Here is a 21,576-nt window from a genome sequence, read left to right on the forward strand (position 1 = left end):
AGTTGGAAATATTAATTAATCAAACTGTTCTGCGATGACGAAAAAGGCTGTGACTTGAGAAATTCCTGAATTAATACAATTTTTAGTTCAAGAATTACATGACTTACCCGATGACAGAAAACCAGGAAACAATACCAAATATCAGGTAGAAGATGCAGTTAAGGCGGCTTTTTCGGTTTTTTTTACTCAGTCACCTTCTTTTTTAGAGCATCAACGTTTGATGAAAAGTAGTAAGGGAAAAGATAATGCTTCAAGTTTATTTGGTATCAAAAAAATACCTGGTGATAATCAAATCAGAAACCTGTTAGATCCTATCCCAGCTGCCACAATATTTGGCTCTTTTCAACAAGTCTATCAATGGTTAAAAAAACCGGGAGTTATTAAAAAATTTTTCTACTTAGATGAGGAAATTTTAATAGCTTTAGATGGTACGGAATATTTTTCTTCAAAGAAAATTAGTTGTCCCCATTGTAATTGCCGCAATCCTCGTAATGGAACGACAACTTATTTTCATGGTTGCGTCACGCCAATTGTGGTTTCTCCTGAGCAAAAACAAGTGATTAATTTAGAACCAGAATTTATTAAAAAACAAGATGGGCAGCAAAAACAAGATTGTGAAAATGCGGCTGTTAAAAGATGGTTAGATAAGAATCATCAAAAGAAGTATGGTTATCCTGTAACCCTGTTAGGAGATGACTTATACTCTCGCCAACCTATCTGTGAGTTAGCTCTAAAACAAGGTTATAATTTTATTTTTGTTTGTCTTGAAACTTCTCATAAAACCTTATATGAATGGCGAGAATTTTTAGAAAAAAGTGGAGAAGTTAAAACCGTAGAAAAGAAACAATGGGATGGACGAAAGAATCTCATTTATCGTTATCGTTATGTTTCTAGAGTTCCTCTGAGAGAGGTCGAGTCAAGTCTCGAAGTTAATTGGTGTGAAGTCACGGTCATTAATGAAAAAACACAGAAAATTATCTATCAAAATAATTGGATTACCAATCATCAAATTACTGAAAATAATGTTGAAAAAATTGTCAAAGCTGGACGCAGCAGATGGAAAGTTGAGAATGAAGGAAATAACGTTCTTAAAAATCACGGTTATAATTTAGAACATAATTTTGGTCATGGTCAAAGTCATTTATGCGAGTTCTTGTTGTCTTTAAATTTACTAGCTTTTTTATTTCATACCGTTTTAGATTTAGTTAATCATACTTATCAAAAGATTCGTGAGTTATTAGTTACTCGCACCAGTTTTTTTAATGATATTCGTACTTTATTAAAATATTTTTGGTTTAAGAATTGGTCAGAGTTTTTCTTGTTTATTCTTACCGAATATGTCCCGCTCAAAAAAATAAATTCTAGTTAAAAATGTCAATTTTTCGAGAGAAGGAAAGATTATTTTATTCATTGAAAAAACCACAAATTAGGTCAGAATTTCAGCTAAATTTATGAGTTGAGATAAGTTTTTTATGGGCAGATATTTTAAAACTGTCTCTTGAAGCTAATTATGATGATTATCTTGAAAAAAAATGATAATTAGACAGAAGTTCTCTTGTTCACATAGAGAACTTTATCTTCTTTTGTTTTCAAAATGAGAATTGCTGAATTAAATCGCTTTAGTCTGCTACGCTTTAATGTAGTCGGTACACGGGACAACTCCAACCTAACCGTCACCTTTGATCCTTCCCAAATTGGTTTTGCTGATGGCACATTTGCTGATCCTAATGGTACTTTAAGCTTAACCCGTAACATCATTATCAATGATGCTCCCATCGTCGGTACTATTAATAACGTCAACCTCGCCGAAAGAAGCGCAGCAGGTACAGTAGTAGTAGCCGGTAACTTAGTCGAAGCAACCGATGATAATTACGGACAAACTCCCACCTTTAGCCTCAGTACCTCTCCTAAAGATGGGTCAGGAAATAACCTTTTTGCCATCAATGCAACCACCGGAGAAATTACCCTCACTCAAGCAGGTTCTAATACCATTGACTATGAAAGTGGAGTAATATCCTATCAATTGGGAGTCAGAGCAACTGACGGTTACAAAACCTCTGCGGAAAAGACATTTAACGTTAAGATTACTAACGTTAATGAAGGGACAATAGTCGTAGATAAAACTGCTGTTACCTTCGGGACAAAACTCTCCCAATACCGACAAGGTGCAACCGATAGCCTGTTTGTCCGTCCTAACTTTGCTGACAAAACCCAATACATTGATATTACTAATACCGCAGTGGGAACTAATGATGTACTCGCTATTGCTGGTATTACTATTAATGCACAAAATGTCACCACAGATGCCAATTTTGCCAATGGAGACATACTGCTAAACCCCGGACAAACTCGACGTATTGCTTTAGCATATACACCCAAAGCAGCGCAAGAAAACTTCAATTTGGCTAACGGTTTAGTCATCAACAGTAATGCTCAAAACAATTCCGCTTTGAACATTCAACTAACAGGGAAATCAACCTTTAACAGTGATATTTCCTACGATGAACGGGTGAATTTAACCGACTTAACTACCTTACAACGTCCGGGGTTATTTGGTAGTAGCAGTGAACAAACTAACTATGACCCTACTGCTGATATTACCGGAGATGGAAGAATTAATCTTGCCGAATTAGTTCCCTTCAATTCCGAATTTGGATTAGTTGTTTAGATTAACTCTGTAGGTTGGGTTGACCCAAGAAAACCCAACAATTCAGATTAATTATGATGGCTTTTGATTAGGTTTGATGGGTTACGAATTGCGCTAAACCATCCTACAAAATAAAGGTTCAGGTAAGGAGTCATTATCTGCTTGATAAGCAATCATTAGGGATTCTATAGCTTCTTTTCCATTAGCGACAGCTTCCTCATAAGTATCTCCATGAGTACGCCAATATTGCCACGGAAAATCAGGCAATGCAACCAAAAAACAATTGTCTTCATCAGACCATTGAATCACCATGGGATATTTAATTTGTGCCATTTTCTTGATTCCTCTTACCTTCTTTTTCTTGATACAGCTTTGCATCGGCACTGTCTTTTCCAGAAACAGTAACTTTACCAGAGTACAGATGATGTACCCAGTTAGTGGGACTTAGACAAAAAACAAATCGAGAAAAGCCTCAACTCCAATCCCCGCTTGGGATTTACTTCGAGAAGCCCAAAATCGCTGAAACCCAGATATATCAAGGAAAATCATAAATCGAGGTTAACCCTTTGTCCCGTAATGGTTTGAGCCTTTTTTGCTGACCGAAAACGCCTAAGTCCCATTAGTGTGACTTCCCTTGCCAGGTTTTTGAATAAATGCTGCTTTGCGTAGCATTTGTTTTAACTCGCTAACTTTTTTAACTCAGGAGAACTACATTATGTCTAGTCTGACTACTCAATTCAACCTCAAAACTGATAATAGTGGCCTAGTGGGAACTATTATTAATAGTCCTCTCCGTGTAGGCGATAGATTTTTTGTAGAAATTTTAATGGAAAATAGTGATATTAATCCGGTCGGTATCACTAGCAGTGCCATTAATTTATCCTTCGATCCTCGCTCAATTCAAAACATCGACAATCCTTTCAATCCCTCAGATATCAATAGTCCTCTTGTTACCTCTAGTTTCCCCTTTGGACGCACGGGAATCTTAGACAATACCAATGGTTCAATTACTAACTTAGTCGGCGGTTCTTTACCATTTTTGGGCATTGGTTCACCTCTAGGAATTAATCAATTGGATACTTTTAGTTTATTGTATTTTCAAGTAATCGGCAATGGTAATTCTGGTCTGGTACTTAATATTGATTTATCTCAAACTGGTTTTAGCGATGGCAGTGTTGCCAGTTATTCTGGTAATCAAAGTCAGTTTATAAAAATAGTTCAAGTGGGTTCATCGACAGCTATTCCCGAACCTTCTACAATTTTGGCAATAGTAATATTAGGGTTAGGTGTATTGCTGTCTAAAAAGCGCAATCAAGACAGTAGTAATGATGGTTAATTGGGTTCTTCGTTACTTGGTATGGTTCAATAGGGGGGCATAAATCGACTAAATCCTTATCTGGCAAGAGACTTAATTGATTAGTTCGCTCTAGATCGAAAACAATTGACATAAATCCCCGAATGTCTTTCTATATAAGAGTTTCATTCCTTGTAACCCTGTCCGTTGCATAAGACAAACCGAAGAACCGTTAATTGATATTTTTAGGGGACGTGAGTGATGATGTTTACGTCCCTGATTGATACTCAAAAAAACTGTAAGTTAGGATAGGCTAAAATTGCATTATCTTCAGTAGCCACTACTAAATTATGCTGTAAAGCTTGACAGATTAAAAGACGGTCAAAAGGATCTTTATGAAGGAGTGGTAAATCTTTTAAATGTACTAGGCTTTTTTCATCAATAACTAAACTGTTAATTAAATGCTGTTTTCTTTTTTTGGGAAGATATAGGTCAGGACGCTCAGGAAAATTTAATTTGCCTAACTGATACTTAATAACGCACTCCCAAACAGAGACTACACTCAAAAAAACTTCGTTATTGCTATTTTTTATCTGACGGCATATTTTTTCAGACAAGCGCGGATGATCACTAATTAGGGTTTGCTGAAAAAATTTTTCCTGGGGACAGGGTGTGGGGTGTAGGGTGTAGGGTGTAGGGTTTTACCCATTTTCAGGGGGTCAATTACCTAATTTTCAGGGAAAAAGTGCCTAAATTTTCCCCCCCCGATCACCCCAATGTCTGGCACTTTTTGATGGGAAAAAAGTCTAAAAGTCTTACCCAACAAGGTTTTAAGATTTATTGAGCAAACACTAATTAACCAAAGAAAAATGTGTGTATCTAGTAACAATCTCATTGTGGATAAAACAAGTCTAAAACTTCTTCTGGTAAAGGTTCGTTGAAATCATCGGAGATGGTAAATTCTCCTCTAGCTAATCCTACCGGACGAGATCGATGAGATTGACTTAAAAATTGCCAAATTATCTTAATTTCATTTTCACTTAAAGGATTTGTATTGTCCATTTCTTGGTTATTTTTAACTAAAAATTGCCATTTTTGTAATGCTTTTTCTGTTAGGTAATTGTCGGATTTGTTTGCTGCCTCTTGATGAGTTAACTTATCAATAAATTGCCCAACTAAATTAAGATTGTCTGCGGACAAAATTGCTAACTTCTCAGTTAATAACTGGCGTAATTCTACATCGTTCATGATTTTTTAACTATTAACTAAACATCGATTGTAGTCCCCAAAAAGGATAGATACACCCAGGTTAATTCCTAGAGGAGTAATTTCGGGGCTGTCAACCAGAATAACTCACACTTGCCTAGGGGATTTTCCTGATTGGGAACCTCTAGACCAATTATTCCCGCTTTTTTGACCGATAATTTTCCTTGAAACTTGCCCCAAACTAGCATTTCCGTCCAATAGCCTAAATCCGGTTCGTGGCCTACCATTGCGATCGCGTTTTCCTCTCGCTGATAGTCCGACTTTTGCCACCATTGCACCCAATCTTGAATATTGCCGTTGGGAGATAGGGGATTAAATTGCTCAATTTTACGGCTTAAACCCGCTTTTTGCAAAATTTCGGCGGTTTGCACGGCACGCACCAGGGGAGAAGTGAGAATTAGGTCAAATTTCACCCCCAACTGTCCTAATCTTTGGGCAATTTTAGCAGTTTTTGCCTTACCTTCCTCGGTTAAAGGACGTTCCCCATCGTTGAGATAATCCCCCGATTGTCCTGCTAATCCATGACGCACAAAATAAAGTTTCATATCAGTGTTAGGTCGGTCTTGGCAATGTTAACAGATAGCTGAGGTCTAATAGCTAGGTGCGAATTACCTTTTCATCTGGGTTAACTAGATGGGAAAGTTTCTGTTTAATTTGGGTGTCATACAGTTCCCACTTAAGTTTTGCGTATTCGGCATTATTATTAAAACCACCGAGGAAACCGATAGGAATTTCAAAACCTCCGGCCATATAACGACCACCACCAAAAAAGCGACCTTGGTTATCCTGTCCGAAAGCTTCCTTGAGAAATTCATCGGGATCTAGGGTAATTTTACTGGTACGCATAGAACCAATGACTAACTCGATATCCTCATCTTCATCGTGAACGATACCGTAAACTAAAGCCGTGTGAACATTTTCTTCTGTCACCAAAAAATCGGCAGCCTGGGGAATCGCATCTCGGTCATCATAACGCAAATAACCGACCCCGGCGATCGAATAATTATTTTTAATAATACGGTTTTTCAGGGCCCGTTCAATCACATCCATCACCCTTCGGGATCTGGCCGATTGCAGGACAGCGTTTAATAATTGAGCATCGTAGAAACGACTGAGATAACCAGCAGCAATAAATTCACATTCTTGCGCTTGCATTAAATTATTCGTATCCGATCGCAATCCGTGCATCAAGGCTGTGGCACACTTAACATGGATGGTATCGCTACTATTAAAACTTATTAACCCTTTTTGGATATATTGGGTTAACATCGTCGCCGTTGCCCGGATTTGGGGGCGAATATCGACAAATTCTGCGTCTAGATCCCCTTGGCGAGTATGATGATCAATCACGACAATAATGGGAATTTTTGCCTGTTTAACCAGAGTGGTTAACTGACTATTGGTTCCCTGACCATCGACAAAAACACAACCGTGATAAACGGATAGATCTCTATCCTTGAGGGTATGGACTCCCCAACGTTTAGCCGGTAAACCCGTTAGTTTTACCAAAGCGACATTTTCCTGATGGGAGAGAGTACCCGCATAGACTATATCACAGTGAATATCGTACTGTTCGGCGATAATTTGATAGGCCCAGGCACTAGAAAGAGCATCGGGATCCGGGAAATCCTGCATCACCACAATTTGATTTTCGCCGCGGTGATTTTCCAAAGTACGTCGCAGGCGATCGATTAGGGAAATAAGTAGGGTATCATTACTAACCGTGACTGGAGGAAGGGGACATACTGCCGACGCTTCCCCTACCACTACATCGGTTTCGAGGGACTTGGCAGGAACTAGACTCAGTAATTCAGCCATCATTTTTAGAAAAGTTCGCTTAAAGGTAGATTCAGTCAGGATTTTTTGAGTTAATTAATTCTAGACGATATTCTCGCTCGATCGGTTCATCTCAATTATTAAGCTTTTCTCGCCCCTAGCTCCTTACTCTGGGGCTATAACTCTAGTCTATCAAAAGACCCCTGCCGTTTGTTCTGGGAGAGGAGTTAGGGCAATTAACCATCGCTGCCATTACTTGAGAACCCACATTCCGCACCCTAAGTGTCACAACGTCTCAAAAGAGGAAGGGGCGTGAGTCAAAATACTTATCTAGAGGAGTGAGTTGGCGGCAAGCTGCCGGCAACTAAGCCGAAAATTTCAGAGTTCCCCCGGTCATTCTCAATAAACAGTGCTTGTTGAGAATGACTAGGCAATCAGACTTAACATCTAGGGGGAGATGTTCCAGTTGCTCGCTTTGTTTTGTCACCCCTTGAAGTCAATCCATCTGGTCAAGATAAGAGATAATATTCCTGGCAAGGTTTGGGGAAAAATCTCAAAATGTTGCGCCTCTCATCCGTTAAGTTGCTAATCTTTTGATTGTCTTGAATACGGACGAGATGAATCCCTTGAAAGCCCTGAAATATCCAGCGTAACGTCGGTCGGTCAGTTAACTTACCCAACGGATTTTTCAGTCCCGTCTCCTGCTGTTTTAAACTTAAACGAAGTTGTCTTTGACCAATAGTATAAACCAGCAGGCACAAGCCCATGAGCATGGCCATGACCTCGATTCTATGGGGAGATTTGAGAAAGACACTGTGGGCAAAAAAGCAGGGGTCTTTGAGAAAAGAAAATCCTCTTTCCGGAGCTTGTTGCCCTTTATATTTTTTGAGTATATCCTCACTGCTTAATCGTTGTTTCTCCAAATCGTTAGTTGCTAAAACGAATCGTCCTGCTCGTTTCTTTAGCCTCTCAATGGCGGTCAAATTCAACTCTAATTCGGCTTGAACTTGATAGCTTTGAGAGGGTAAATCGTCTTTTGATTTGAGTTTTGACCCCTGGGACTCAGGCGGAATGAGATTGACTTTAATCTCCGTTAACTGATGAGATTTTAAGGAGTCAGATAATCCTTTGGCTATCGCCAACGCCACCGCTCTATTCTCAAATTCTCTTCGGGATAGTTGCCGGATTTTTTCTTGGGCAGAATTCTTTTCCTGCTCGATTTTTTTCTCTAATTTTTTCAAGTCTGATTCTTGTCTAGCTTGACTTTCAACTAGCAACCATCTTTGTTCTATCCCCCCATAGTTAGAGCTTGTTTCCCGCCAGGAATAACCCGGTATTTCTGAATCGGTTAACTCTTTTTCTGAGATGCTATCGACTAACTCTTGAGCCTCTTTAATGCTTAATGGTACTCGAGACAACCAACGCATTTCTTTCATTAGTTTTAAATTCTCTTTGCTATAGAGGGCGCTATCGCCGACTATTAAACTGTCAAAGTCAACTTGTTTTTTAAATTCTCGGGCGATTTGACCAAAAACCGCTTTGTCCGCTTCATTTCCGTCCCATACTTTCAGGAATAAAGGTACATCTCCATCCCCACTTACGATTAAGTCAATCATAAATTGTTTTAAGTCAGGTCTTCGGTCGCGGGAGTATCCGTAGGTAATTTTTATTGGCTGTTGTCTGGTTTCAATTTCTTCTCCCACTGCTCCTGATTTCAGGATTTCTACTGTTGGGTATTCCTTTTTATATTCTCCTTCTACTGATAGAGAAGTCGAATCTAAATGGGAGTTCTCGGTTGCTACACCAAATTTTTTCACGGCGGCTAAACTGATGAGTAGGAAAATGACCGAAACATTAAGTTGATAAAGTTTGTCCATTACTCGACCAATTTTATCATCATTCAAGTGCTTGGGTTCGATGCCCTCTCCCAGCAGATGTTCGGTTGCTTTATCTTCAAAAAATTGAGGAAATAAATACAAGGCTCGGGAGACAAATCCCAATCCATTCAGGATAATTGCTTTCACTACTTGCCCCGCTGTGACAATTTCTCCTCGCTCAATTGAGACTTGTTCGTTGATAATTTCAACGATTCCTATTTCATCGATAATTCCGGCTACTAATCCCAGATGGTCTAGATTTTTGACTTCAATTTCTGTTGATTGATTCATGGTCGAACAGCCCACTGCCTAAGTTTTCCAACAATTCCTATTTTTTCATAATTAGGGGTCTCAAGCTCCCCCTAACGGCCACCGAGAAAACCTTCACCAGATAAGTATTTTTACTCAAGTCTCTGGCGGGGGACAGCTTATGTGACAGTTGAGGGTGCGGAATGTGGGCTCCAAATAAATAGAATTGTCTAGAAACGGGGGGAGGAATAGTAGCCGAAACGACTGATAATAAGCTATCAACTGCTTTTTGATAATTGTCATTTGTTGGACTTGGTAAAAACTCTTGAATCCCTTTATATAAACTGTTATAATCTCGACGAAATAAAGGGTTCAAAGATAATTCGGCAACTGTTGAAGCTTGTCGATTCGACGAGAGGGAATCCAGCAATTCCATGACCGTCTCGCGTCTCGAACCAAGGGCGTTATAGAGTTGCCTTCTCCACTTCAAAAGTTCTTCGACATCAGGACAAATTTCTAAATTTCTGGGAGCATCTCACTTATGCAATGAGTATTAATGCTTATAGCCGTCAACAACTAGAAAATCTTCAACTTGATCACAAAGAGAAATGAGATTATAATAGTTATAGCTTACAATTCAGAATATGGCTCGATAGGAGGAATAATTCAATGTTATCAGAAAATGAAAAAAGAATTAAAGAGTTATGTCAAGAGTTAGGGCAATGTCTCTATGAGCAATCCCCAATTAAGAAATTTAATAACTTGGGAGAGATAGAGGAGACAGTCAGAGATTTAATGATTCATTATGTCAACCCAGAAATCGGTATTTTTTTGTCAAAACAAGCACAGAAGAAACCGCCGGTCGGACGAGAAAAGTGAAAAGTATTTTGGGGGAATTACCAATTACAGAAAAACAAGCGAAGAAGTTAGAAGTAAAGCCTCGGACTCAGATGAGTCCAATGTTAGAGAAGAACTGTTTGTTATTAAGTGGCGATGAATCCTACGAGAAATCGGCGCAGAAAATCAAATCATTGACAGGGATTGCTGTTTCTCACAGTACCCAACAACGCCTCGTGCATCGCTATGCTTTTGAAGAATTACCGTCTAACCCAGAAGTCGAAGTGGAAGAAATGAGCATAGATGGCGGTAAGGTACGACTAAGAACTGCCAAGGGAAAAGCCTTGATTTGGCGTGATTATAAAGCAGTGAGTTTTCATCAACTGGGGGTAGCGGCCTTTTTTCAAAATAACTCGGCTTTATTAGATTTGGTTAATTCTCAAGTTTTGGCTGAACCTTTAATTTGTTTAGGAGATGGACATGATGGTATCTGGAATTTATTTGGTCAGATAGGAGAGAAACAGGAAAGAATTGAAATATTGGATTGGTATCATTTAATCGAAAACCTCTATAAAGTTGGCGGGTCATTCCAGCGGATTGATGAGGTAAAATGTTTTCTATGGAAGGGGGAAGTGGATGCTGCTATCTCCTGTTTTGAGGGATGGTCAGAGCCGCAAGTGGAGAATTTTATTATTTATTTGAACAAGCATAAACATCGAATTGTCAATTATGGTTATTTGCAGGCAGAGGGCATTTCGATTGGCTCTGGCTCTGTTGAATCAAAAATTAAACAAATTGCTCATCGTCTTAAAACCCACATTCCGCACCCTCAACTGTCACATAAGCTGTCCCCCGCCAGAGACTTGAGTAAAAATACCTAGCTGGTGAAGGTTTTCTCGGTGGCCGCTAGGGGGGTCTTGAGACCCCTAATTATGAAAAAATAGGAATTGTTGGAAAACTGAGGCGAGTGGACTGTTCGACCATGAATCAATCAACAGAAATTGAAGTCAAAAATCTAGACCATCTGGGATTAGTAGCCGGAATTATCGATGAAATAGGAATCGTTGAAATTATCAACGAACAAGTCTCAATTGAGCGAGGAGAAATTGTCACAGCTGGGCAAGTCGTGAAAGCAATTATCCTGAATGGATTGGGATTTGTCTCCCGAGCCTTGTATTTATTTCCTCAATTTTTTGAAGATAAAGCAACCGAACATCTGCTGGGAGAGGGCATCGAACCAAAACACCTGAATGATGATAAAATTGGTCGAGTAATGGACAAACTTTATCAACTTAATGTTTCGGTCATTTTCCTACTGATTAGTTTAGCGGCCGTGAAAAAATTTGGTGTAGCAACCGAGAACTCCCATTTAGATTCGACTTCTCTATCAGTAGAAGGAGAATATAACAAGGAATACCCAACAGTAGAAATCCTGAAATCAGGAGCAGTGGGAGAAGAAATTGAAACCAGACAACAGCCAATAAAAATTACCTACGGATACTCCCGCGACCGAAGACCTGACTTAAAACAATTTATGATTGACTTAATCGTAAGTGGGGATGGAGATGTACCTTTATTCCTGAAAGTAGGGGACGGAAATGAAGCGGACAAAGCGGTTTTTGGTCAAATCGCCCGAGAATTTAAAAAACAAGTTGACTTTGACAGTTTAATAGTCGGCGATAGCGCCCTCTATAGCAAAGAGAATTTAAAACTAATGAAAGAAATGCGTTGGTTGTCTCGAGTACCATTAAGCATTAAAGAGGCTCAAGAGTTGGTTGATAGCATCTCAGAAAAAGAGTTAACCGATTCAGAAATACCGGGTTATTCCTGGCGGGAAACCATCTCTAACTATGGGGGGATAGAACAAAGATGGTTGCTAGTTGAAAGTCAAGCTAGACAAGAATCAGACTTGAAAAAATTAGAGAAAAAAATCGAGCAAGAAAAGAATTCTGCCCAAGAAAAAATCCGGCAACTATCCCGAAGAGAATTTGAGAATAGAGCGGTGGCGTTGGCGATAGCCAAAGGATTATCTGACTCCTTAAAATCTCATCAGTTAACGGAGATTAAAGTCAATCTCATTCCGCCTGAGTCTCAGCAGTCAAAACTCAAATCAAAAGACGATTTGCCCTCTCAAAGCTATCAAGTTCAAGCCGAATTAGAGTTGAATTTGACCGCCATTGAGAGGCTAAAGAAACGAGCAGGACGATTCGTTTTAGCAACTAACGATTTGGAGAAACAACGATTAAGCAGTGAGGATATACTCAAAAAATATAAAGGGCAACAAGCTCCGGAAAGAGGATTTTCTTTTCTCAAAGACCCCTGCTTTTTTGCCCACAGTGTCTTTCTCAAATCTCCCCATAGAATCGAGGTCATGGCCATGCTCATGGGCTTGTGCCTGCTGGTTTATACTATTGGTCAAAGACAACTTCGTTTAAGTTTAAAACAGCAGGAGACGGGACTGAAAAATCCGTTGGGTAAGTTAACTGACCGACCGACGTTACGCTGGATATTTCAGGGCTTTCAAGGGATTCATCTCGTCCGTATTCAAGACAATCAAAAGATTAGCAACTTAACGGATGAGAGGCGCAACATTTTGAGATTTTTCCCCAAACCTTGCCAGGAATATTATCTCTTATCTTGACCAGATGGATTGACTTCAAGGGGTGACAAAACAAAGCGAGCAACTGGAACATCTCCCCCTAGATGTTAAGTCTGATTGCCTAGTCATTCTCAACAAGCACTGTTTATTGAGAATGACCGGGGGAACTCTGAAATTTTCGGCTTAGTTGCCGGCAGCTTGCCGCCAACTCACTCCTCTAGATAAGTATTTTGACTCGCGCCCCTTCCTCTTTTGAGACGTTGTGACACTTATACCATTTTTCCTTATTCGTGGCAGGCATCATAGTCCCCTCTCCCACCCTGACAGGTGTAGGTTTATTACAAAGAGGTGAGCAGTCACACACTCATGGCGAGAAAATCAAGCTAGAGATTTAGAGGAGCATAGCGAAAGACAATGCTAAACAACAAACCCACATTCCGCACCCTAAAGTGTCACATTGAAAATTTTATCTAAATCGTCAAAACGATTGCCGGCTCTGAATTACAGGCTAATTTGTTTGCCCAGCAGATGCACAATTGGCGCTAAAAATCTGATAGCTCTGATACCAAATTATTGAGATGGACTCTCATTAAGCTGGCGAGCGCTGACTAGAGTGTGACACTTCACGATTCTTAGTAATCGCTAAAAGTCTTACTATACCTGGACTTCCCCCGTATAAACATACTAGCTATGGCTAAAAGTCTTATAGAGCCTGAGTTAAAGCCATATAATACTAATGGACTACTGGACACAAACTCCTGAAGTCCTTACGCTGATAGGGTTTGAGGCAAAAATTTTCAAATTTGACCTTTCGACCATTATAGCTTGTTTCCGGGCAGAAAACCATCAAAAACATGGCTACAGAGGGAATCGCTGACTCTAGAGATTAATGACACCATCTGTTACAATGAGGTTAGCGATCACTATACAGCCAACTCTACGGAATCGCTCTACTCCAGATACAGTCAACGGTACAGCCATTTTCAAGCGAAAAATGTACCCAGTAGCGGCTTGTCAATTTTTTCTGAGAAGCTCCAGGCAGTAAGGGTTTTGTTGATTTTTTAGTATTTCTGTATGGGGGAAGTCCAGCTATACAAGGGCTAGAGCAACTGTTGGTTTCAACCGACTAGGGTGCGGAATGTGGGTTCTATTACCCTAATTGCTGATTTACTAAAAGGTTTGTCGATTCACCTTCATCGTTGGAGTTCTTTCCCTCCCACCCCCGTTGACGCTTTTTACTACTCCCCTTCCTCTTACTTGTAAAATACCTACACCTGTCAGGGGGGGGGTTGGGGGGGGGTGAGGGTAATTAACTATCTCTGCCATTACTTTAGAAAAATGGTATTAGGGTGCGGAATGTGGGTTTAAATGCGCGGGCAGCTTACTATACCAAACCCCTTAATTTTCCCTTCAGGCTCGACCATCTACCTAATTCTTGAGTAAAATTTCATGGCCCAACTGGACAACATCGAAGCGATCGAAAAAAAGCTATGGAAAGCGGCCGATACTCTGCGCGCTAATTCTAACTATGCCAGTAACGAGTATTTTCTGCCCGTTATGGGCTTGATTTTCCTTCGTCATGCCTACAGTCGTTTTCTCAAGGTTAAGAGGGAGGTAGAGGCGGATTTACCGAAGCGAGGGGGTAAAACACGCTCCTTAACCAAAGAAGATTTCTTGTGCAAAGGAGCGATCTATCTCCAAGAAAAAGCTCAGTTCGATTTTCTGGTGGCGCTCCCCGATAGCGTCAATCGATCGACCTCCTTAATGGAAGCAATGCTATCGATCGAGGGGGATTATCCACCTTTAGGGGGTATTTTACCGAAAACGGAATACCAAGAACTAGATAACGTGGTATTAGGGAATTTACTACGGATTTTAAACCCAGAAGAGTTAAAAAAAGCCGATGGGGATATTTTCGGGCGAATTTATGAATATTTCCTAACACAATTCGCTAATCTCAAAGCTCACGATAACGGAGAGTTTTTTACTCCCGTTTCTCTAGTATCTTTGATCGCCAATGTTTTAGAACCCGATCACGGATTGGTTTTCGATCCTGCCTGTGGTTCGGGGGGAATGTTTGTCCAGAGCGCACATTTCGTTGAGAGACAGCGCATCAATCCCCAGATGTTAACTTTTAAAGGGTTAGAGAAGAATCCGACCACAATTCGTTTAGCCAAGATGAATCTCGCGGTTCACGGTTTAGAAGGGGATATCCAAAAAGCGATCACCTACTACGAGGATCCGCTGGCATTGGCCGGGAAAGTGGATTATGTGATGGCCAATCCTCCCTTCAACGTGGACGAGGTGGATAAGCTTAGACGCATTTAAGTTTCCTACTCGTATCCCTATCTACAAGGCGTTCCAGGATATTAAAGTGCAATGTAAGTGCGTCTAAGCTTAGTAAGGTAGATGGTGATGAGCGCTTACCCTTCGGATTGCCGGGGGTCAATAAAAGTAACAAAGTTTCCAACGGTAACTATCTATGGATCAGTTACTTCTACAGCTATCTCAATGATCGAGGAAAAGCCGGTTTTGTCATGTCTTCCCAAGCTTCCAGCGCCGGGAGAGACGAAGGCAAGGTAAGACAGAAGTTAATCGAGACGGGAACGGTGGACATAATGATCGCGATCCGCTCTAACTTTTTCTATACCCGCTCCGTACCCTGCGAGTTGTGGTTTCTCAATCGAGGGAAACCCGCCGAGCTTCAAGATAAGATATTAATGATCGATGCCCGCAATATTTACCGGAAAGTAAACCGGACGATCAACGATTTTAGCCCAGAGCAGTTACAGAATATTCTCTCGATTGTCTGGCTCTATCGGAGTGAATCGAAGCGTTTTATCGATTTGGTTGTCGGTTATTGCCAGAGTATCGATCGAGAGTATCAGGGATCGATCGCTCTTTTACAAAACTATTGCGAGCATCTGGACAAGTTAACCGAGGCCCTAGAGAAATTTTATAATCTCATCGATGAAAAAGACGGAACATGGTTAGAACTCCGAACAGCATCTGAGCTTTTCAAAGATGACATCGATAAATACGCCGGTTTCGCTCCGATTTCCTATAACGCTGATGATTTAGAGACTTTACACGAGGCTGTCCGCTGTTATCACGAATACGGCGAATTTAGCCGGGATCTGGGCAAACAGGCGGATCTGGTGAATAAGTTATTAGGTCGAGCGATCGAGCGTGCCGAGAAGGATCTGGGGGCAAGAGATAGTAAACTGTGGTGGAATTCCCGCGAACTCAACACCTTACGCAAAGAAGCCGATACAAGCCGTCAGAATGCGATCGAACAGCTTAAATCGCTTCGTGGTTTCTACCGTCACGCTCACTGGCTATTAGAAAGGTTCCCCGATGCCAAGCTGCGGGATGTGGAAGGGTTGGTTAAAGTGGTCGATCGCGAGGAGTTACAGGCGAATGATTGGAGTTTAACCCCCGGACGCTATGTAGGCGTTTCCCCAGAGGAGGAAGATGAGGATTTCGATTTCGAGGAAACGTTACGCGAAATTCATCTGGAGTTAAATGATCTCAACTCCGAGGCGATTCGTTTAGCTGATGAAATTGCGAAGAATTTTGAAGGGTTAGGAATTTAAAAAAGAACTTGGGTATATTTCCTTAAAGGAGACCGATGGAGATAGCGATCGTGTCTAAATTAAAATACGGTGTTTATTTTCTACCCTACAATCCCGATTTAGTCCCTAGAGCCAAGGAAATGCGAAAAAATCCCACACCGACAGAAAAAAAGTTATGGGCTTTTCTCCGACAATTTCCCTTAAAAATGTGGCGACAGCGACCGATCGATCATTTTATCGTTGATTTCTATTGTCCGAAGTTGAAATTAGTGATCGAGGTGGATGGGGAGGTTCATCTTACTCCGGAGGCAATGGCTTATGATGCTAGAAGAACGAAGGTTTTAGAGGGATACGGATTAACGGTGATCCGTTTCACCAATGATGAGGTTAAATACGATTTCGAGGCGGTTTGTGAGAAAATATCGGGGTTTATTTCTTCGCTTCCTGTCTGTACGGAGCTTGGTGATCCCCCCTAGCCCCCCTTTTCAAGGCTATCCCCCCTAGCCCCCCTTTTCAAGGCTATCCCCCCTAGCCCCCCTTTTCAAGGCTATCCCCCCTAGCCCCCCTTTTCAAGGCTATCCCCCCTAGCCCCCCTTTTCAAGGGGGGAACCGGAATCGGAATCGGAGCGCGGTAGGGGTGCTGGTGGTGAGACGGGCGCTATGGCTGCGTAAGTCCCCCTTGAAAAGGGGGATTTAGGGGGATAAAAAGTCCCGCTTCCCACCAGTGATTCCCGATGCTTCTCAATTGATCGCATAAATATAAGGAACCCTCACGAATATGAAATGGCAACGAATAGTATTCTCACAACTGTATTTAGAACCTTCAAGAAATGGAATATATAAATCACAAGAAAATCATGGCACTGGTATTAAAATTATAAATATGGGTGAGTTATTCGGATATGATTTTATTGCGGATCAGCCGATGAAACGTATTTCAATGACCGATTCAGAGATCGATAGATTTTGTTTACAAAATGGCGATCTACTATTCGGGCGAAGATCTTTAGTAGAATCTGGTGCTGGTAAATGCTCACTTATCGATAATATGATCGAGAAAACCACCTTTGAATCATCGATTATTCGGGTTAGGCTAGATCCTAATTTGGCATTACCTAAATTTTATTATTACTGGTTTAAATCTTTAAGAGGAAGTGGTGCTATACGAGCTATAGTAACAGGAACTAATGTCAAAGGGATTAAGGGAAGCGACTTAAAAAATATGGCTCTTCGGTAATTGTTATGCAATGGACGGGGGTTATAAGGGATGGAACCCTTATATAGAAAGGCGTTTAGCGATTTTTGTCAATTGTTTTTGATCTAAAGCGAACTCATCAATTAAGTCTTTTGCCAGATAAGGATTTAGTCAATTTATGCCCCCCTATCGAACCATACCAAGTAACGAAGAGCCAAAAATATAATAGTTGATTATCCTTCAATTATTACTCAACAGAAAATCGCCGATATCCTCTCCAAATATGATGATTTAATCGAAAATAATCGCCGCCGCATCGAGTTATTAGAACGTTCAGCCCGCTTACTTTACAAGGAATGGTTCGTCCGTTTACGCTTCCCCGGACACGAACACACCCCGATTATTGATGGTATTCCTGAAGGGTGGGAGAATACAAAAATTACTAATTTATGTTATGTGATTGATGGAACTCACGATAGTCCTAAACCCGTACATGAAGGATACTATTTAGTAACTGGAAGACATATAACAGATGGTTTTATTGATTTTTCTAAATGCTATTGGGACTTAGGCGTTTTCGGTCAGCAAAAAAGGCTCAAACCATTACGGGACAAAGGGTTAACCTCGATTTATGATTTTCCTTGATATATCTGGGTTTCAGCGATTTTGGGCTTCTCGAAGTAAATCCCAAGCGGGGATTGGAGTTGAAGCTTTTCTCGATTTGTTTTTTGTCTAAGTCCCACTATGTGATTACTGATGAAGACCATCAAAAGGTTATGCAAAGGAGCAGACCAGAAACAGGAGATATAATTTTTTCAAATATCGGGACATTAGGTTCAACGGTTTTGGTAGATAATGAATTCGAGTTTAGTATAAAAAATGTAGCTTTATTTAAACCTTTTGACAAAAACTATTCTAGTTTTATATTTTTATATTTTTCCGATCCTGCTACTTTAAGAAAAATGGAAATTCAGTCTTCTGGAACATCACAAAAGTTTTTTAGTTTGAAATTTTTAAGAGGCTTGCATATACTTACTCCTAATAAAACTCTTCTTAGATTATTTAATGATGTAGTCGAGCCAGCGTTAAAACAACGCTCTCTATTGCATAAATACAATCAAAAACTAAAACAAGCGCGTGACATACTACTTCCGAAACTTATGAATGGAGAGATCGAGGTGTAGAGGCGAAAGAGCGATCGCACCTGTAAAAATCCCTGAAAATTGGCAATATTAATAAAATAAACCACTCCCCTGCACAATCGACCCTATGACCACCGAGGATAAAGTACAACAACTCACCGCCAACTGTCTGCGAGATCAACTTGGTTGGCAGAGTGTCTATGCTTATAATCAAGAGGATTACGGTGAAAACAGCCTGCTCGGACGGCAAAATCAGAAAGAAGTTATCCTCAAACGCTACCTAAAACAGAAATTACGAGAATTTAACCCCAATCTTCCCGAAGAAGCCTATAAATCCGCCATTCTCCAAATCGAAGAAATCAACTCTAGTCAAACCCTTCTGGCCACCAATCAAGAGAAACATCAACTCCTTCTCGATGGAGTACAGGTGAGCTACCGCAACGCCAAAGGAGAGCTAATTAGACAAACCCTAAAAATCCTTGATTTCGACCAACCCAGCAATAACCATTTTCTAGCGGTTCGAGAACTGTGGATACAGGGGGAAATCTACCTCCGTCGCACGGATTTGGTAGGTTTTGTTAACGGCATTCCCCTACTCTTCCTAGAAGCGAAAAACCTCAACCGGGACCTAAAAGCGGCCTACGACGAGAATTTATCGGACTATCTTGATACCATCCCCCATCTATTCGCCTATAACGCCTTTGCGATTTTAGTTAATGGCATAGACGCGAAAATAGGTAGTTTCTGCGGCAAATACGAACACTTTCACCCATGGAAACGCTTGGCCGAGAGTGACCCCGGCATTGTCGATATGGAAACCATGCTAAAAGGAGTCTGCGATAAAAATAACTTTATCGATCTGTTAGAAAATTATGTCCTTTTCGATAACTCCACTGGCAAAACCTGCAAGATTATCGCCCGAAATCACCAGTTTCTAGGGGTTAACCAAGCGATCGATTCTGTGAAAAGATGGCGGGAGGGTGCGATAAAAGATAACAAACTAGGGGTTTTCTGGCATACCCAAGGCTCCGGAAAAAGCTACTCTATGGTTTTTTTCACCCGCAAAATTCGCCGTAAACTAGGCGCAAACTATACCTTCGTTATCTGTACCGATCGCGAAGATCTAGATAAACAAATCTACTATACCTTTGCCGGTTCCGGATTGACCAATAACGAGCAAGAACTCTGCCAAGCTTCCAGTAACGAACACTTACAGAGTCTTCTGGGAGACCATAAAGCCTATATTTTCACCCTCATCCAGAAATTCAACCAAACCGTCAATCCCGACCAACCCTACAACTCCCGAAACGATAAGCTAAACGGCGCTTAACCTGCATGATCCAACAGCTATAACCCTTTTGGAGTCTATATCGGTGATCCGAAGTAAAAGCCGTTTAGCTTATTGGGACTTAAACGCCAAATAAAGATCAAATCGAGTATAATCGTTAAAGAGTAAGCACTTTACGTTGAAAGATCAGCGATGAAAGAGACAACCCCAGCCGCGATGCCCCCATGCTTTGACCGATGGTGTCGGCGGTTTGACAATTGCTTCAAAAACGAAGCGCAAAAAAACGGCTTCAGACAATATTTAGGAGGATTATTAGGGGAAAGTGAGCGGAAAAACCTCACTCAAATGGCCAATAATGCCGTCGGAGTAGTTTATAACCGATTACATCACTTTTTGACCGAATCTCCCTGGTCAGACCGTCAGGTGAATGAATGTCGGTTGCAAGTGATGAACCAATGCCGCCAGACGCAAATCCCCCGAGGATTTTCCCTGATTGTCGATGACTCAGGACATCGAAAAAGTGGCAATCTGACCGCCGGAGTTGGCAGGCAGTACCTAGGAGAAATTGGCAAGACAGACAACGGAATAGTCGCCGTCACTACCCATCTCTACGACGGCAAAAAAAGTGTCCCCCTAGACATTGAAATTTATCAACCGGCTAGTTCCTTAGCCGAGGGGAAAGAAGACAAAGAATTTAAGAAGAAACCGGAGATAGCGATAGATTTAATTGACCGGAGCTTAACCAGAGGCTATCGACCGAAAATCGTCTTAATAGATGCTGGTTATGGCAACAACACAAATTTTCTCAAAGCCCTGGAAGAAAGAAAGCTAAAATACTTAGGAGGATTGGCAAAAAATCGAAAAGTAATTATTGAAAAAGAAGGGGGTGTGGAAGAAACAATCCAGCTTGAGCAACTAGCAAAAAGCCTATCAGAAAAGGATTGGGAGAAAATCACCCTAAATCTAGATAAAGAAAAAACGGTTTGGGTAGCGGTATTCAGAGCGAAAATATCTCAACTAGAAGGAGAAAGGAACTTGGCGATCGTCATGAATGCAAGTTCAATGGAAAAAGCCACAGAGGTGGACTATTTCATCACCAATGTAGTTGAGGCAGATACAGTAACAGCGTCGTGGATAGTCAAGACTTACACCGAAAGAAATTGGGTGGAAGTATTCTACCGAGAAGCCAAAGGATGGTTAGGGTTAAGGGAATACCAAGTCAGGGATAAACGAAGCTTACTTCGTCATTTTATCCTGGTGTTTTGTGCCTATACATTTATCCTGTGGCATAAGTTAACTGGGGGATTGCAAAGGCAGTGGGCGAATCGACCTTTAAACACTTTTGTGGAAGCCTTGGAAGCTTTTCGGACAGCGATGTCTTTCCGTTTCTTTGAGTGGCTGACCGAGAATCGGGATGTGTTTGCCGCTTACAAAGCCAGTTTAGGCTTTGTTTGGGCTTGAAATTTGTTTAAGTCCCATTATCATCATTATCAGCGACGAAGCCCACCGAACCCAGTACGGAACCCTAGCCAGCAACCTCCGGGCTGCACTTCCGGGCGCTGGTTTTATCGGTTTTACCGGCACCCCTCTAGTCAGCAACGACGAGATCACTAAACGCTATTTCGGGGATTATATCTCCACCTACGACTTCCAGAGAGCGGTCGAGGATAAAGCCACCGTTCCCCTCTAGGGACTTCCAGAGAATAAAATACCCAACAAAAAAATAGAAAAGTGTTTTTTTGAAAAAGTAATTATTTTTGTCTAGGAAAACAAAGAGTCTCCCATTACAACCTATTTTTCCGAAAAAATAGGCAGCACAAACTCTTATACT

At 41.0% G+C, this 21,576-nt stretch carries 20 protein-coding genes and 3 pseudogenes; 15 read left to right on the plus strand and 8 right to left on the minus strand.

Annotation, left to right across the window (positions count from 1 at the left end; all coding sequences use genetic code 11):
• The first annotated feature begins 61 nt into the window (after positions 1-61).
• Together MAE_RS02225 and MAE_RS02230 are read left to right on the plus strand one after the other, a co-directional pair.
• Positions 62-1,283, plus strand: a pseudogene (locus MAE_RS02225) (ISNCY family transposase).
• Positions 1,284-1,594: 311 nt separating this feature from the next.
• Positions 1,595-2,668 carry a cadherin repeat domain-containing protein gene (locus tag MAE_RS02230; protein WP_041803687.1) on the plus strand — a complete coding sequence of 358 codons (1,074 nt, stop codon included), beginning with the start codon at positions 1,595-1,597 and terminating at the stop codon, positions 2,666-2,668.
• A gap of 93 nt (positions 2,669-2,761) precedes the next feature.
• Here the strand turns inward: MAE_RS02230 and MAE_RS02235 are convergent, their stop codons facing one another.
• A complete protein-coding gene (locus tag MAE_RS02235) occupies positions 2,762-2,980 on the minus strand; it encodes a type II toxin-antitoxin system HicB family antitoxin (RefSeq protein WP_012264130.1) in 219 nt (72 codons plus the stop codon).
• Positions 2,981-3,362: 382 nt separating this feature from the next.
• On the opposite strand from MAE_RS02235, the gene MAE_RS02240 reads away from it, so the two are divergent.
• Complete coding sequence (locus MAE_RS02240) at positions 3,363-3,983, plus strand: PEP-CTERM sorting domain-containing protein (protein ID WP_012264131.1); 621 nt, start codon at positions 3,363-3,365, stop codon at positions 3,981-3,983.
• Here MAE_RS02240 and MAE_RS33925 read toward each other — a convergent pair.
• The 7 genes and pseudogenes from MAE_RS33925 to MAE_RS31395 form a co-directional block, all read right to left on the minus strand.
• Positions 3,946-4,095, minus strand: a complete 150-nt coding sequence (locus tag MAE_RS33925; protein WP_173351051.1) for a hypothetical protein — start codon at positions 4,093-4,095, stop codon at positions 3,946-3,948. The two genes, MAE_RS02240 and MAE_RS33925, sit on opposite strands and share 38 nt — an antisense overlap.
• A gap of 133 nt (positions 4,096-4,228) precedes the next feature.
• The gene (locus MAE_RS02245; protein ID WP_002797814.1) at positions 4,229-4,558 is read right to left on the minus strand and encodes a type II toxin-antitoxin system VapC family toxin; all 330 of its coding nucleotides are present in this window, start codon (positions 4,556-4,558) and stop codon (positions 4,229-4,231) included.
• Between the two features lie 274 nt (positions 4,559-4,832).
• The gene (locus tag MAE_RS02250) at positions 4,833-5,189 is read right to left on the minus strand and encodes a hypothetical protein (RefSeq protein ID WP_002797815.1); all 357 of its coding nucleotides are present in this window, start codon (positions 5,187-5,189) and stop codon (positions 4,833-4,835) included.
• Positions 5,190-5,257: 68 nt separating this feature from the next.
• Positions 5,258-5,752: a phosphohistidine phosphatase SixA gene (gene sixA / locus MAE_RS02255; protein ID WP_012264133.1), complete on the minus strand. Its 495-nt coding sequence runs from the start codon at positions 5,750-5,752 to the stop codon at positions 5,258-5,260.
• 52 nt (positions 5,753-5,804) lie between these two features.
• Positions 5,805-7,028, minus strand: a complete 1,224-nt coding sequence (locus tag MAE_RS02260; protein WP_041803689.1) for a DHH family phosphoesterase — start codon at positions 7,026-7,028, stop codon at positions 5,805-5,807.
• 464 nt (positions 7,029-7,492) lie between these two features.
• Entirely contained in the window at positions 7,493-9,151 is a 1,659-nt protein-coding gene (locus MAE_RS02265) for an IS1634 family transposase (protein ID WP_012264135.1), read from the minus strand.
• 160 nt (positions 9,152-9,311) lie between these two features.
• Positions 9,312-9,623: pseudogene (locus MAE_RS31395) on the minus strand (transposase); the annotation flags it as partial.
• 155 nt (positions 9,624-9,778) lie between these two features.
• Here MAE_RS31395 and MAE_RS02280 point away from each other — a divergent pair.
• The 12 genes and pseudogenes from MAE_RS02280 to MAE_RS02325 form a co-directional block, all read left to right on the plus strand.
• Positions 9,779-10,758, plus strand: a pseudogene (locus MAE_RS02280) (ISKra4 family transposase); the annotation flags it as partial.
• Between the two features lie 170 nt (positions 10,759-10,928).
• Positions 10,929-12,587: an IS1634 family transposase gene (locus MAE_RS02285; RefSeq protein WP_012264138.1), complete on the plus strand. Its 1,659-nt coding sequence runs from the start codon at positions 10,929-10,931 to the stop codon at positions 12,585-12,587.
• Positions 12,588-13,994: 1,407 nt separating this feature from the next.
• The gene (locus MAE_RS34640; protein ID WP_012264140.1) at positions 13,995-14,873 is read left to right on the plus strand and encodes a type I restriction-modification system subunit M; all 879 of its coding nucleotides are present in this window, start codon (positions 13,995-13,997) and stop codon (positions 14,871-14,873) included.
• A gap of 107 nt (positions 14,874-14,980) precedes the next feature.
• Entirely contained in the window at positions 14,981-16,141 is a 1,161-nt protein-coding gene (locus MAE_RS34645; RefSeq protein WP_231859703.1) for an N-6 DNA methylase, read from the plus strand.
• A gap of 35 nt (positions 16,142-16,176) precedes the next feature.
• Complete coding sequence (locus MAE_RS02295) at positions 16,177-16,596, plus strand: endonuclease domain-containing protein (protein ID WP_012264142.1); 420 nt, start codon at positions 16,177-16,179, stop codon at positions 16,594-16,596.
• A 302-nt stretch (positions 16,597-16,898) separates the two neighbouring features.
• Positions 16,899-17,357 carry a hypothetical protein gene (locus MAE_RS02300; protein WP_050766265.1) on the plus strand — a complete coding sequence of 153 codons (459 nt, stop codon included), beginning with the start codon at positions 16,899-16,901 and terminating at the stop codon, positions 17,355-17,357.
• A gap of 65 nt (positions 17,358-17,422) precedes the next feature.
• Positions 17,423-17,548, plus strand: coding sequence for a hypothetical protein (locus MAE_RS35565; protein ID WP_269453960.1), 126 nt, complete (start codon positions 17,423-17,425; stop codon positions 17,546-17,548).
• A 37-nt stretch (positions 17,549-17,585) separates the two neighbouring features.
• Entirely contained in the window at positions 17,586-17,960 is a 375-nt protein-coding gene (locus tag MAE_RS34650) for a hypothetical protein (RefSeq protein WP_231859784.1), read from the plus strand.
• Between the two features lie 101 nt (positions 17,961-18,061).
• Complete coding sequence (locus MAE_RS02310; protein ID WP_148204719.1) at positions 18,062-18,499, plus strand: restriction endonuclease subunit S; 438 nt, start codon at positions 18,062-18,064, stop codon at positions 18,497-18,499.
• A gap of 85 nt (positions 18,500-18,584) precedes the next feature.
• Positions 18,585-19,787 carry a type I restriction endonuclease gene (locus tag MAE_RS02315; RefSeq protein WP_012264146.1) on the plus strand — a complete coding sequence of 401 codons (1,203 nt, stop codon included), beginning with the start codon at positions 18,585-18,587 and terminating at the stop codon, positions 19,785-19,787.
• Positions 19,788-19,937: 150 nt separating this feature from the next.
• Positions 19,938-21,206: an IS701-like element ISMae34 family transposase gene (locus tag MAE_RS02320; RefSeq protein ID WP_012264125.1), complete on the plus strand. Its 1,269-nt coding sequence runs from the start codon at positions 19,938-19,940 to the stop codon at positions 21,204-21,206.
• Entirely contained in the window at positions 21,193-21,435 is a 243-nt protein-coding gene (locus MAE_RS02325) for a type I restriction endonuclease subunit R (RefSeq protein WP_041803696.1), read from the plus strand. Before MAE_RS02320 ends, MAE_RS02325 begins: the two co-directional genes overlap by 14 nt.
• The last annotated feature ends 141 nt before the right edge of the window (positions 21,436-21,576 follow it).

Source organism: Microcystis aeruginosa NIES-843 (assembly GCF_000010625.1).
Lineage (GTDB): Bacteria > Cyanobacteriota > Cyanobacteriia > Cyanobacteriales > Microcystaceae > Microcystis > Microcystis aeruginosa.